This window comes from Streptomyces sp. MNU76 (assembly GCF_020982545.1).
Taxonomy (GTDB): domain Bacteria; phylum Actinomycetota; class Actinomycetes; order Streptomycetales; family Streptomycetaceae; genus Streptomyces.
The window spans coordinates 463,487-476,514 of sequence record NZ_JAJKLK010000001.1; the positions used below are offsets into that span (position 1 = coordinate 463,487).

Genomic DNA, 13,028 nt, shown 5'->3' on the forward strand with positions numbered 1-13,028 from the left:
CTCGGACTATTGCGGCAGTCGGGCGAATCTTCCGCTGAGGGAGATCTCCGGATCGTTCACCAGATACGGACGCCGAGCCCCGGATCCGCCCATTCCTGAAAGCGACCGTACCGAGATGAAGCCGACCACACGAGGAACCCTTGCCACCGTCGTCACCGGTGTGGCGGCCTCGGTGGGCGCCTCCGCAGCCCCCGCCGTCGCGGCCGAGACGGTGCCCGTCCCCGTACCGCTCGAAGGGGTGGAGCACTCCCTGAACGTGAAGATGCCCAGGCTGGGCGGGGAGCTGCCGCTGCTGTCGCCGGGCGCTCCCGAGGGACCGAAGTACGTCGAGGGCCGGCTGCTGCCGGCCAGTGCCCTGCCGCAGGTGCCGTTCGGCGCCGCGCTGCCGGGGCTGCGGGCCGAGACCCCGCTGCCCCGGATCGTCGGGGAGGGCTTCGAGCGCGTCGGCGTCGACGCCCCCGCCGCCGATCTGCGGACCCTCACCCCCGGGCTGAACGTGGACACCCCGCTGACCGCGCCCAACCCCGACGCGCTGGGCCTGCCCAGCCTCAAGGACCCCCAGGCGGCCGTCCTCACCCCGGTGCTGCGGACGGCGCCGACCGCGAACCTCGGGCTCATCTGAGCCCGCGGCGACACGGAGGACGAGGCCCGGGCCGCACGCGCCCGGGCCGGCCACCCGGGGGTCACCGCTACCGAACACGACGAGGAGAGAGTGTTGTTCGTCGGCAGAGTGACGAGCAGAGTGACGGCGGACCCCGACGCCGGCCGGAGCAGAACGCGCCGCAACGCGCTGCGCGCCCTGGGTGTCTCCGCCCTCGCCCTGGCCGCGGCCCCCGTGGTCGCCGCCGCGTGGCCACGCCGGTCGGCGCGCCCCGAGGAGGCCGACTTCGACGAGACGTACCGGGGCCACCGCATCCGCGGCGCCAGGGCCGACACGGGCCAGGCCGCCTATCTGGCCGCCCGGACACCCGGCGGTGACGCCTGGGACATCACCGTCGACGGACGTCCGCTCCACCTGATGCGGCGCGCCGACGGCACGTACCTGAGCATGATCGACCACTACCGCTCGTACCCGACGGCCCTGGACGCGACCCGCGCGGCGGTCGACGAGTTGGGCACGGCCCAGCGCCTGCGCCTGTCGGAGATGGTGGAGAGGGCGGTCGGCCATGGCCTACACGCGTAAGGACGTCAGCACCCTCACCCGCAGCGAGCGGCGGCGGTTCGTCGGAGCCCTGCTGCAGCTCAAACAGCGCGGTGAGTACGACGAGTTCGTGCGCATGCACATCGACCACTACGTCTCCGACGGCGACGGCGGTCTGCGGACGGCCCACATGGCGCCCTCCTTCCTCCCGTGGCACCGCCGGTTCGTGCTGGAGCTGGAGAAGGCGCTGCGCCGGATCGACGACTCGGTGACGGTGCCCTACTGGGACTGGACCCGGGACCGTACGACGACCTCGGTGCCCTGGACGGCGGATCTGCTCGGCGGCAACGGCCGACGCTCCGACAAGCGGGTGATGACCGGCCCCTTCGCGTACGGGACGGGCAGGTGGACCATCACGGAGGGGCTCACGGACATCGAGTACCTCACCCGGGACTTCGGCTACCCCCGCAACCCCGTCGGTCTGCCCACGGCCCGTGACCTGGACGCGGCCCTCGCCGAGCCGGTCTACGACAAGGCCCCCTGGAACTCGGTCACCCGCGGGGGGTTCCGCAACCGGCTCGAAGGGTGGGGGCAGGGGACCGGCAACGGCTCATGGCTCAACCACAACCGGGTGCACCGGTGGGTCGGCGGGCACATGGTCGGCGGCGCCTCCGTCAACGACCCCGTCTTCTGGCTGCACCACGCCTTCATCGACCTCCAATGGACGCGCTGGCAGAGCCGGCACAAGGGTGCGCGCTACCTCCCGGCCAAGCCGCCGGCCCGGGGCGACGCCCAGCGGGGGCGGATCCTCGCCCGCGACGAGCGGATGCCGCCGTGGAACGTGACGCCGGGGCAGATGGAGGAGATCGGGAGCGTGTACCGGTACGCGTGACCGGTGGGGGCCGCGTGACCGGGCCGCGTGACGGGCTGCGTGACCGGCTGCGGGAAAGGGCTCGGGGCGGGCTCGGAAATGGGCTTCTGGAGTGGCGAGAAGCCCCCGACGGTCGGACACCGTCGAGGGCTTCCTGGTACTGCCGTGCACTTCCTGGTCCTGCCGGTACTGCCGTGCCGCTCGGGGTGTCGGCCCCGTCAGTGGCCGTAGCCGGACGGGCCGGGGCTGCCGGGGTTGCCCTTGTGGTTGTCGTCGCTCTTGTTGACGCAGACGTTGCCGAAGGCCGGGTTCAGCAGGCCGATGACGTCGATCGTGTTCCCGCACAGGTTGATCGGCACGTTGACGGGGACCTGGACGACGTTGCCCGACAGGACACCCGGGGAGCCGACGGCCTTGGCCTCGGCGCCCGCGTCCGCCGAGGCCAGGCCGGCGCCGCTGAGCACGACGGCGGACGTGCCGAGCGTGACGACGGCTGCCTTCGCGATGCGAGACATCACGTTCTCCTTCTTGATTCGGTGAGCGCGACCGCTTCTTCGTGGCCGCACGCCCCTTCAACGCGCCCGCGCACCGAGGGTCACGGCGTTCATCGGGGGATCACCCTTTCCGAACGCGAGTGTGGGGGCGGCCCCTTCGGGCGCCCTGCGCCGGCAGGAATTCCGGTGCGCACGCGGGAGTCGGGCGGCTAGCCTCCGGGCGACGGGGCAGCAGCCGGACAGCGGGGCAGAGGAGTGAACGGCGTGGAGGAGCAGGCGGCGACAAGGGACTTGAGTGCCGCGAGGGTGGAGGGGACCGGGGCGACTGGACGGACGCCCGCGTCCGTGCGGGCCGGAGAGCCGGAACAGGCCGATCCGGTGCTGCGGACCTTCGTGCGCGACGGGCGCCTCGTCCGGTTGCCGGCCCGGTGGCAGCGGAAGCTGGTCGTGCTGCGGTACGTGGCGGAGCGGACCTTCGAGCCGGGGATCGAGTACCCCGAGCGCACCGTCAACGAAAGACTGCGCGCCTGGTGCGAGGACGCCCCGGTGGATCATGTGACCCTCCGCCGCTACCTGGTGGATCTGGACCACCTCCACCGCCGCCACGGCTCCTACCGGGTCCCCGACGCCACCCCCGTGGCCTGACACCACCCGCCAGAGGTCCATGCGAAGGTGCGAAGGCGGGCCGCCGCGCTCGGCCGCTGTGGCTTGATCCTGTTGGGTCGGTCGCCGCAGGCGATCGAGAGCCCACATGGGTGACCGGTGGGCTCGCAGCCTTGCTCTGAACAGCAAAAATGCCCTCCCGGAGGAGGGCGGGGTGTGGGCGCCCCCGGCAGGACTCGAACCTGCGGCCAAGCGCTTAGAAGGCGCCTGCTCTATCCACTGAGCTACGGGGGCCGGGTGTGGTGGCCTCTGTCTTGGTGCCCGGGTGTGGGCTGATCCGTGACGTTGCCGGGGACAAGGATAGGGCTCCCGAGTCCTTGTCCCTGTTGCTTCGCCTCCGTGGCTCAATGTGGAGGTTCGGTGAAGCGGTCCTGATAATCGCAGGCAGGTACGAATCGTGCACCTCTTTTGCCGCCTCGGACCCCGGGTGTTGTGCACTCGTTATGCCTGCGCCCCTCTCGTCCCGTCCGTCCCGTGTGTCCTGTCGGCGCGCAGACGTACTTATATGCTTCAGAAAGTCCACAAAATTGGGCATTCTTCGCATGTGGTGACCTTGGACGTACGGCCTCAGCTGCTCGACGCGCTCTCCGCCCTGCGCGACCGTGTCGCCGCCGCGCGCTTCCCGCTGCCCCTGGCAGGGGCCCCGCGCGCGCGTGCCAACCGCGACGAACTGCTCGCGCAACTCGACGACTACTTGGTGCCCCGGTTGCGACAACCCGAAGCACCGTTGCTGGCGGTGGTCGGCGGGTCCACCGGAGCCGGCAAGTCCACGCTGGTGAACTCCCTGGTGGGACGGAAGGTGAGCGAGGCCGGCGTACTGCGGCCGACGACCCGCACGCCCGTCCTGATCTGCCATCCCGAGGACCATCACTGGTTCAGCGGCATGCGGGTCCTGCCGAACCTCACGCGCGCCTGGGCGCCGCCGCGGGACCCCGGTCAGGACCCGGACGACGACGCGTTCCCGCCGGACGGCGACGGTGGCGGCGGCAAGAGAGGCGAGCGCTTCCTGCGCATCGAGACCGCCGACAGCCTGCCGCCCGGTCTCGCCCTCCTCGACGCACCCGACATCGACTCCCTGGACGCCGACAACCGGGTCCTCGCCGCCGAACTCATCTGCGCCGCCGACATCTGGGTGATGGTCACCACGGCTTCCCGCTACGCCGACGCCGTGCCGTGGCATCTGCTGCGGTCCGCGAAGGAACACCGGGCGACCCTGGTCACCGTGCTCGACCGGGTGCCCCACCAGGTCGTCTCCGAGGTCTCCCGCCAGTACGGGGCGCTGCTGACCAAGGCCGGCCTCGGCGACGTACCCCGCTTCACCGTCCCCGAACTCCCCGAGTCCGCCTGGGGCGGCGGGTTGCTGCCGGGCACCGCCGTCGCGTCGCTGCGGACCTGGCTCATCCAGCAGGCGACCGATCCGGCGGCCCGTCACCAGGCCATGGCCCGCACCGCGCACGGGGTCCTCGACTCGCTGCGGTCCCGGATGCCCGAGCTGGCGAGCGCGGCGGCCCAGCAGTACTCCGCCGCCCTCCGGCTCACCGCCGCCGTCGACTCGGCGTACGACAGCGAGCAAGCGCGCGTGAAGGGCCGTTTGCAGGCGGGGGCCGTGCTCGCGGGTGACGCCCTCAAACGATGGCGCAGTTACCCCCTCGACTGCACCGCCGGCGAACTGCTCGACGCCCTGGTCGAGAGCCTCGGCACCCTGCTGCTGTGCGCGGTCACCGCCGCCGACGAACGCATCGCCGAGGCCTGGAGTCGCGAACCGGCGGCCGTGGCAGCTGGACTGACGGAGCGTGACACGACGGGGGAGAGCGTCGAGCACCGCATCGGGATGACCGTACGGCGTTGGCGGCGTGTCCTGGAGGAGTACGCCGAGGAAGAGGTGCGCGACCTCGACCGGAGCGTCGCCCCGGACACGGAGGTGGTGGCCGCCCTGGGCGCCACGGCCCTGCTGGGCGGCCGACGGGCCCGGTCCGCCGGGGAGGGGCTCGCACAACGGATCGGGGCGCACGGCGCGCTGCGGCTGCGCGACCGCGGTGGACGGCTGCTCACCGACTACCTCGAACGGGCGCTCGACGCCGAGCGCGACCGCCGGCTCGCTCCGCTCGACGCCCTCGAGGTGCACCCCGACCCGCAGGCCGAACTCATCGCCACCCTGTCCGTACTGCAGAAGGAGAGGTGACCGTCGTGACCGCCGTCACTGATCACACGGATCAGACCGGGGACGACCTCCCCGAGAAGGGTGACGACAGACCGGCCCGTCAGGAGCCCGGCAGGGAGCTTGGCAAGGAATTCGGCAGGGCGTTCGGCAAGGAGATCGACGGGAAGTTCGGCAAGGACTTCGGCTACGACGTCGGCGCGGAGTTCGGCAAGAAGGTCGGCAAGATGGTCGATGAGAAGGGCGAGGACCGGGCCAACGGCCTTGCCGCCGGGGCCGAGCGTCCTGAGGGGTCCGGAGAACGGGGCGCGATCGGAGGGCGGGACAGGACCACCGCCGCTCCGTCGGTGCGCCCGCACCGTGAGCCGCGTGCGGGGGCCGGCGAGAACGACCTCCACGCGCGCGTGGACGACCGTTCCGGTGGCGGCGCGTCCCGCCGTGAACTCCCCGCAACGCCCGGTGACGGGTTCCGGGGCGCGTCCGCGCGTGCGGAATCGGGCGCCGTGCCTGCGGAGTCCGGTGACCCCTGGGACGACGGGCTCATCGCCCGGCGTGCGACCGAGGCGGGGCCCGCCGAGCGGATGACTGCAGTGGAGACCAGGGCCCCGGTCGCGCAGTCGGTCGTCCCGCTCGCCTACGACGGGCAACTGCGGTCGCGGCTCGACGCGCTGCGTGAGCTGGTGGGACAGTCCCGCACCCGGCTGGACAGCGCCACCCTCGCGGAGGCGGGGCGGGTGTTGGACGAGGCGGCGGCGCGGCGCAGGCTCTCCGGGCAGCACACGGTCGTCGCCATCGCGGGCGCCACCGGCAGCGGCAAGTCGACGCTGTTCAACGCGCTCGCGGGGGTGGCGATCTCGGAGACGGGCGTCCGGCGGCCCACCACGGCCGCGCCCATCGCGTGCAGTTGGAGCGACGGAGCGGCGAGCCTCATCGACCGGCTGGGGATTCCGGGACGGCTGCGCCGGCGGCCGTTGCAGAGCGCCGAGGCGGAGGCGCAGTTGCGCGGCCTCGTCCTCGTGGATCTGCCCGACCACGACTCGGCGGCCGTGCAGCATCGCGAACAGGTCGACCGGATCCTGGCGCTGGTGGACGCCGTCATCTGGGTCGTCGACCCGGAGAAGTACGCCGACGCCGTCCTCCACGAGCGCTATCTGCGGCCCCTGGCCGGGCACGCGGAGGTCATGTTCGTCGTCCTCAACCAGGTGGACCGGCTCCCGAGGGAGGCCTCCCACCAGGTGCTCGACGATCTGCGGCGCCTGCTCGACGAGGACGGCGTCGCACTGGGGGAACACGGCGAACCCGGGGCCACCGTGCTCGCGCTGTCCGCGCTCACCGGGGACGGCGTGGGCGAACTGCGGGACGCGCTGGAGCAGTTCGTGGCCGAGCGGGGCGCCCCTGCCCGCCGGGTCCGCGCCGATCTGGACGCGGCGGCGGCGCGGCTGTGGCCGGTGTACGCCAATCAGCGGCGCGCAGGGCTCAGCGAGAGGGCGCGCGACGAGTTCGCCGCGCGCCTCGCGGACGCTGTCGGCGCCACCGCTGCGGGCGAGGCCGCCGAGCGTGCCTGGCTGCGCAACGCCAACCGCGCATGCGGGACGCCCTGGCTGCGGCTGTGGCGCTGGTACCAGGACCGGAGCGAACCCCCGACGGGGCGGCTCGCCCTGAAGACGCCCGTGGACGAGGAGGCCACCGCCCGGCAGCGCGTCGAACAGGCCGTACGTACGTTGTCCGAGCGCGCGGCGAGGGGGTTGCCCCAGCCCTGGGCCCAGGCGGTGCGCGAGGCGGCCGTACGGGGGGCGCAGGGGCTGCCCGAGGCGCTGGACGAGCTGGCGGTGCGGGCCGGGGCTCCGACGGGGCGGCCGCCGCGGCCGAGCTGGTGGCCGGCGGCGGTGCTCGCGCAGGCCTGCATGACGTTGGTCCAAGTCGTGGGAGGGCTGTGGTTGTTGGGGCAGATCATCGGGTTCATGGCACCGAATCTCGGGGTGCCGGTGCTGCTGATGGTGATCGGCATCGTCGGTGGTCCGGCCGTCGAGTGGGGATGCCGGCTGGCGGCACGCGGTCCGGCACGGCGTTACGGCCATGAGGCGGAACGGCGGCTGCGGGAGGCCGCCGCCGGGTGCGGCCGGGCCCGGGTGCTGGATCCGGTGGCCGCCGAACTGCTGCGGTACCGGGAGGTGCGGGAGCAGTACGGGCGGGTGTTGGGGGCGGCGCCTGTGAGGTGAGGTGAGACGAGCTCGGCGTTTCACCCCCTCGGGTGACGGAGTTTTCCACAACCGGCGAGTAGCACACAGGGCTCAGCGGGCTCGGCCCGGCGGCGGCAGTCTGGATTCGCGGCGATCGCAGGACCGCCGCACGACGGACGCAGCAGCCGTACGGGACGGGCCCGTACGCGTGTCCGATGCCGGCGGCGTCCGACGCCGGCGTGAAGGAGGGGTTCGCGAGATGAACGAGACGATGGTGTGCGTGGTGGGGAACGTGGCGACCCAGCCGGTCTGCAAGGAGTTGGCGACGGGTTCGTCGGCCCGCTTCCGGCTCGCGGTGACCTCGCGCTACTGGGACCGGGAGAAGAACGAGTGGACCGACGGGCACACCAACTTCTTCACGGTGTGGGCCCGGCGGGCGCTCGCCGCGAACGTGGCGTCGTCCGTCGCACTGGGTGATCCGGTCGTGGTGCACGGCCGGTTGAAGGTGCGCACCGAACAGCGCGACGGGCAGAGCCGGGTCTCGGCGGATGTCGACGCGATCGCGGTCGGCCACGATCTGTCGCGGGGGACGTCCGCGTTCCGGCGGACGGCCAGGGGCGAGGTGGCGATCGCGGCCAAGTCCCCGTCCCGGCCGGAGCCGGCCTGGGAGGCCCCGCCGCCCGGCAGCGTGCTCGACGCGACCACCGAACTGCGCCCGGAACCCGCGGGGGTGACGTGACGTCGGATCGGACTCACGGAACAGGCGTGGCAGGTCGGTACATCGGTCCCATGGTCCATCGACGGACACGCTGTGAAGAGCCTGTGTGCACCTCTCGTCGACTTGTCGATAAGTGCTGTTCGCGAGCTGTGCGACCGATAACGATTCCGATTCGGATCGGTTGTCCGACGATGCGACTGGGAAGAGTGGTGCGCCGCATCCCTAGGATGCCGGGCATAGCTCACGGGGCTTCTGATTCTGCTGGTGGGACCACACCCCCCACGTCAACGGGTCCTGCTCGAAGGGAATTTCTGTGGTTTCTTGGTTCTCGGCGTCGATCTCCGGTGGGTCCGGGCGGACCGCACGCAGGCGAAAGGCCGGCCGACTCGCCGCCGTGTCGCTCGTGTCCGGCCTCGTCGTCGCGGGCGCGATCGCCACCGCGAGCCCGGCCGCCGCCGACGGGACATCGCAGAGTTCCGGTGGGGCGACCGCGACCATAGGCGGCCTCAAGACGTACGGGACGGCCGTGCTCCGTACCGACGAAGGCCAGGAACAGCAGCTCCCCGCAGGGCTGTTCGAGATGTTCGTCGACGGCGGCGGCACCCTGCAGACCTACTGCGTCGACGTCCAGAACCCGACGCAGAAGGACGCCAAGTACCAGGAGACCCCCTGGAGCGGCACCTCGCTGGGGGCCAACAAGGACGCGGGCAGAATCCGCTGGATCCTGCAGAACTCCTACCCGCAGGTGAACGACCTCGCGGCGCTCGCCGACAAGGCGGGGGCCGAGGGCCTCACGGAACAGGACGCCGCGACCGGTACCCAGGTGGCGATCTGGCGGTACTCCGACGGAGCCGATGTGACGGCCCTGGACCCGGAGGCGGAGAAGCTCGCGGACTATCTGCAGAAGAACGCGCGGAACCTGGCGGAGCCGACCGCCTCCCTCACCCTCGACCCGCCGGCGGTCTCCGGTCGGGCCGGCGAGCGGCTCGGCCCGGTCACGGTGCACACCAACGCCGACGGCGTGACCGTGACCCCGCCCTCGGACGCGACGGCGGACGGTGTGAAGGTCGTCGATGCCGAGGGCGAGGCCGTGACCTCGGCCGGGGACGGCAGCGAGCTGTACTTCGAGGTTCCCGAGGACACCGCGGACGGCACGGCCGAGCTGACCGTGGAGGCCTCCACGACCGTCCCGGTCGGCCGTGCCTTCGCCTCCGAGACCCGCAGCCAGACCCAGATCCTCGCGGGCTCCAGCGAGTCCACGGTCTCCGCGACGGCGACCGCGCACTGGGCCGAGAAGGGCGCGATACCCGCACTGTCCGCCGAGAAGAACTGCGCCGAGGGCGGCCTGGACATCACGGCCGCCAACGAGGGCGACAAGCCCTTCACCTTCGACCTGATGGGAATCACGTACACCATCGAGGCGGGCGGCACCCGGACGGTGACGATCCCGTTGCAGGAGGACCAGGCGTACGACTTCACGATCGAGGGCCCCAACGGCTACGCGAAACAGTTCCGGGGTGTGCTCGACTGCCGCACCGAGACCGAGACCGAGACCGAGACCGAGGCCGGGGTGGGCGGCGACTCGGTCCAGACGTTGAGCGAGCCGAGCCCGGCGACGGTCGGGGGAGGCACGGTGACCGACACCGGGAACGACCTCGCCGAGACCGGCAGCTCCGGCGCGACGCCGGTGATCGGCGGCATCGCGATCGGGCTGGTCGTGATCGGCGGCGCGGTGATGATCCTCATCCGCAAGCGGAACCCCTGAGGGATCGCCGGACGCGGAACGGCGGCAGGCCCGTCGCGGAACGGCGACCGGTCCGTCGGAGAAAGAGAGCTCCTTGACAACTCGACAGTGAGTGACCGCGCGGTGACACGTGCGTTCTACGCGGCCCCGGTACGCCTCCCAGGCGCCGGGGCCGCGTCGCTCGTGAGGGGGGCTCACCATCCGGTTTCCGTCGAGGGCTGGCCGTGCGGCAAGATGGGTGGTACTGCCCACTGCCAGATCTCAAGTTGCCGGACGGTTTCTCTTGGCTGAGTACATCTACACGATGCGCAAGACACGCAAGGCGCACGGCGACAAGGTGATCCTTGACGACGTCACGCTGAGCTTCCTGCCCGGCGCGAAGATCGGTGTGGTCGGCCCGAACGGTGCCGGTAAGTCCACCGTCCTCAAGATCATGGCGGGCCTGGAGCAGCCGTCCAACGGTGACGCGTTCCTGTCGCCCGGCTACACCGTCGGCATGCTCCTGCAGGAGCCCCCGCTCGACGAGTCCAAGACGGTCCTGCAGAACGTGCAGGACGGCGCCGCCGAGATCATGGGCAAGCTAAAGCGCTTCAACGAGGTCGCGGAGCTCATGGCGACCGACTACTCGGACGCGCTCCTCGACGAGATGGGCAAGCTCCAGGAGGACCTGGACCACGCGAACGCCTGGGACCTGGACACCCAGCTGGAGCAGGCCATGGACGCCCTGGGCTGCCCGCCCGGCGACTGGCCCGTCACCAACCTGTCCGGTGGTGAGCGCCGCCGCGTCGCCCTGTGCAAGCTGCTGCTGGAGGCCCCCGACCTGCTGCTGCTCGACGAGCCCACCAACCACCTGGACGCCGAGTCCGTGCAGTGGCTGGAGCAGCACCTCGCGAAGTACCCCGGCACCGTCGTCGCCGTCACCCACGACCGGTACTTCCTCGACAACGTCGCGGGCTGGATCCTGGAGCTCGACCGCGGCCGCGCGATCGGCTACGAGGGCAACTACTCCACGTACCTGGAGACCAAGCAGACCCGTCTCAAGGTCGAGGGCCAGAAGGACGCCAAGCGCGCCAAGCGCCTCAAGGAAGAGCTGGAGTGGGTCCGCTCCAACGCCAAGGGCCGCCAGGCCAAGTCCAAGGCGCGTCTGGCCCGCTACGAGGAGATGGCGGCCGAGGCCGACAAGATGCGGAAGCTGGACTTCGAGGAGATCCAGATCCCGCCGGGCCCCCGCCTGGGCAGCGTGGTCGTCGAGGTCAACAACCTCAGCAAGGCCTTCGGCGAGAAGGTCCTCATCGACGACCTCTCCTTCACGCTGCCGCGCAACGGCATCGTGGGCATCATCGGCCCGAACGGCGCCGGCAAGACGACCCTGTTCAAGATGATCCAGGGTCTGGAGACGCCCGACTCCGGTTCGATCAAGGTCGGCGAGACCGTCAAGATCTCCTACGTCGACCAGAGCCGCGAGAACATCGACCCCAAGAAGACGCTGTGGGCCGTCGTCTCCGACGAACTGGACTACATCAACGTCGGCCAGGTCGAGATGCCCTCCCGCGCCTACGTCTCCGCGTTCGGCTTCAAGGGCCCGGACCAGCAGAAGCCGGCCGGGGTGCTCTCCGGCGGTGAGCGCAACCGCCTCAACCTGGCGCTCACCCTCAAGCTCGGCGGCAACCTGCTGCTGCTCGACGAGCCGACCAACGACCTCGACGTCGAGACCCTGTCGTCGCTGGAGAACGCGCTCCTGGAGTTCCCCGGCTGCGCCGTGGTCGTCTCCCACGACCGCTGGTTCCTGGACCGGGTGGCCACGCACATCCTCGCCTACGAGGGCGAGTCCAAGTGGTTCTGGTTCGAGGGCAACTTCGAGTCGTACGAGAAGAACAAGATCGAGCGTCTCGGTCCGGACGCCGCCCGTCCGCACCGCGCCACCTACAAGAAGCTGACCCGGGGCTGATCGATCTTGCGGCACATCTACCGCTGCCCACTGCGCTGGGCGGACATGGACGCGTACGGCCACGTCAACAACGTGGTCTTCCTCCGCTACCTGGAGGAAGCCCGTATCGACTTCCTGTTCCGCCCGGAGAAGGACTTCAAGCAGGGGTCCGTGGTGGCACGCCATGAGATCGACTACAAGCGGCAGTTGGTCCACCGGCACCAGCCCGTGGACATCGAGCTGTGGGTCACGGAGATAAGAGCGGCGTCGTTCACGATCACCTACGAGGTCAAGGACCCGGACCAGGTCTACGTCCGGGCCTCCACGGTGATCGTGCCGTTCGACTTCGCGACACAGCGGCCCCGCCGGATCACCTCCGAGGAACGCAAGTTCCTGGAGGGGTACAGGGATGACGAGGAGGAGGCCGTCGCCGCATGACGGTGCTCCACCTCGCCGACGAGGGGGAGGCGGCGGATCTCGCGGCCTTCCTCTCCCGGCTGCTCCACTACGACCGTGGAGCCGCGGTACGTCTTCAGGCGGCCGGCACCGCGCTCGCCGTCTTCGGTCGGCCGCCGTCCTTCGAGGTCCTGGCGATCCGGGCCGTGCGCCTCGCCAAGCCCTACGAGAGCGGGCTCGACGTCACCCTCGACGTGACCGTGTCGGCCGGTGAACTCCTGGAGTCCCTCGACGAGCCGGGCGCCACGGCGGTCGTCCCGGCAGCGGTGACCGGGCCGCCGTGGGCCGGGGTGCTCCCCCCGCGCGGCGGCTGGCGGCCGGAGGCGGGACTGCCCGCACCGGACGTGCTGGCGGCGATGGTCTCCGCGGCGGTACGTGAATTCCGGTCCCGCACCGAGGAGTTGCCGCCCGAGCGCCGTACACGGGCCGAGCTGGACGGCATCGGGCGGGAGATCTGGTCCCGGACGGTCGGGGACACGCCGCTGCCGGTGCGGGCCGTGCACGCGGCACAGTCCCTCGGCTTCCTCCGCCCCCCGCGCGCGTCCGGCACGACCGGGACGGCGACACCGGGACTGTTCTCGTCGGGCGCGTGGCTCCGCCTGCGCACACCGTACGGGTCGATCGCCGTGCGCAGGGCGGGACTGGGAACGCTGGGCGTCAGCGTCCGCTGAACCCG

Annotated in this window: 11 protein-coding genes, 1 tRNA gene and 1 pseudogene; 11 read left to right on the forward strand and 2 right to left on the reverse strand. The window is 71.3% G+C overall.

Annotated features, from left to right (window positions below):
* Positions 1-115 precede the first annotated feature (115 nt).
* The 3 genes from E4N62_RS02040 to E4N62_RS02050 all read left to right on the forward strand — a co-directional run bounded on the left by E4N62_RS02040 (position 116) and on the right by E4N62_RS02050 (position 2,033).
* A complete protein-coding gene (locus E4N62_RS02040; RefSeq protein ID WP_230211663.1) occupies positions 116-622 on the forward strand; it encodes a hypothetical protein in 507 nt (168 codons plus the stop codon).
* 90 nt (positions 623-712) lie between these two features.
* The gene (locus E4N62_RS02045; RefSeq protein WP_374116908.1) at positions 713-1,183 is read left to right on the forward strand and encodes a tyrosinase family oxidase copper chaperone; all 471 of its coding nucleotides are present in this window, start codon (positions 713-715) and stop codon (positions 1,181-1,183) included.
* Complete coding sequence (locus E4N62_RS02050) at positions 1,167-2,033, forward strand: tyrosinase family protein (protein WP_230211664.1); 867 nt, start codon at positions 1,167-1,169, stop codon at positions 2,031-2,033. The genes E4N62_RS02045 and E4N62_RS02050 overlap by 17 nt, the downstream gene beginning before the upstream one ends.
* 197 nt (positions 2,034-2,230) lie before the next feature.
* Here E4N62_RS02050 and E4N62_RS02055 read toward each other — a convergent pair whose 3' ends face one another.
* Complete coding sequence (locus E4N62_RS02055; RefSeq protein WP_215455537.1) at positions 2,231-2,527, reverse strand: chaplin; 297 nt, start codon at positions 2,525-2,527, stop codon at positions 2,231-2,233.
* Positions 2,528-2,836: 309 nt separating this feature from the next.
* Between E4N62_RS02055 and E4N62_RS02060 the strand changes: the two are divergent.
* Positions 2,837-3,151 (forward strand): annotated as a pseudogene (locus tag E4N62_RS02060) (DUF2087 domain-containing protein); the annotation flags it as partial.
* Between the two features lie 179 nt (positions 3,152-3,330).
* On the opposite strand, the gene E4N62_RS02065 reads toward E4N62_RS02060, so the two are convergent.
* Positions 3,331-3,403: transfer RNA gene (locus E4N62_RS02065), tRNA-Arg, on the reverse strand.
* Between the two features lie 271 nt (positions 3,404-3,674).
* Between E4N62_RS02065 and E4N62_RS02070 the strand changes: the two genes are divergently transcribed.
* From E4N62_RS02070 to E4N62_RS02100, 7 genes are all read left to right on the forward strand, one after another.
* Positions 3,675-5,351: a dynamin family protein gene (locus E4N62_RS02070; RefSeq protein WP_230211665.1), complete on the forward strand. Its 1,677-nt coding sequence runs from the start codon at positions 3,675-3,677 to the stop codon at positions 5,349-5,351.
* Entirely contained in the window at positions 5,348-7,546 is a 2,199-nt protein-coding gene (locus tag E4N62_RS02075; protein ID WP_230211666.1) for a YfjP family GTPase, read from the forward strand. Before E4N62_RS02070 ends, E4N62_RS02075 begins: the two co-directional genes overlap by 4 nt.
* A gap of 220 nt (positions 7,547-7,766) precedes the next feature.
* Complete coding sequence (locus tag E4N62_RS02080) at positions 7,767-8,246, forward strand: single-stranded DNA-binding protein (protein WP_230211667.1); 480 nt, start codon at positions 7,767-7,769, stop codon at positions 8,244-8,246.
* A gap of 292 nt (positions 8,247-8,538) precedes the next feature.
* The gene (locus E4N62_RS02085) at positions 8,539-9,990 is read left to right on the forward strand and encodes a TQXA domain-containing protein (RefSeq protein WP_230211668.1); all 1,452 of its coding nucleotides are present in this window, start codon (positions 8,539-8,541) and stop codon (positions 9,988-9,990) included.
* A 262-nt stretch (positions 9,991-10,252) separates the two neighbouring features.
* On the forward strand, positions 10,253-11,917 hold the full coding sequence (ettA, locus tag E4N62_RS02090; protein WP_184893987.1) for an energy-dependent translational throttle protein EttA: 1,665 nt from the start codon (positions 10,253-10,255) through the stop codon (positions 11,915-11,917).
* A gap of 6 nt (positions 11,918-11,923) precedes the next feature.
* Complete coding sequence (locus tag E4N62_RS02095; RefSeq protein ID WP_230211669.1) at positions 11,924-12,334, forward strand: thioesterase family protein; 411 nt, start codon at positions 11,924-11,926, stop codon at positions 12,332-12,334.
* Positions 12,331-13,023 carry a hypothetical protein gene (locus tag E4N62_RS02100; RefSeq protein WP_230211670.1) on the forward strand — a complete coding sequence of 231 codons (693 nt, stop codon included), beginning with the start codon at positions 12,331-12,333 and terminating at the stop codon, positions 13,021-13,023. Before E4N62_RS02095 ends, E4N62_RS02100 begins: the two co-directional genes overlap by 4 nt.
* Positions 13,024-13,028: the final 5 nt, after the last annotated feature.

Coding starts and splice junctions, on each gene's coding strand:
- E4N62_RS02040 (WP_230211663.1), top strand. CDS start 116: ATGAAGCCGACCACACGAGGAACCCTTGCCACCGTCGTCACCGGTGTG.
- E4N62_RS02050 (WP_230211664.1), top strand. CDS start 1,167: ATGGCCTACACGCGTAAGGACGTCAGCACCCTCACCCGCAGCGAGCGG.
- E4N62_RS02055 (WP_215455537.1), bottom strand. CDS start 2,527: ATGTCTCGCATCGCGAAGGCAGCCGTCGTCACGCTCGGCACGTCCGCC.
- E4N62_RS02070 (WP_230211665.1), top strand. CDS start 3,675: ATGCTTCAGAAAGTCCACAAAATTGGGCATTCTTCGCATGTGGTGACC.
- E4N62_RS02080 (WP_230211667.1), top strand. CDS start 7,767: ATGAACGAGACGATGGTGTGCGTGGTGGGGAACGTGGCGACCCAGCCG.
- E4N62_RS02100 (WP_230211670.1), top strand. CDS start 12,331: ATGACGGTGCTCCACCTCGCCGACGAGGGGGAGGCGGCGGATCTCGCG.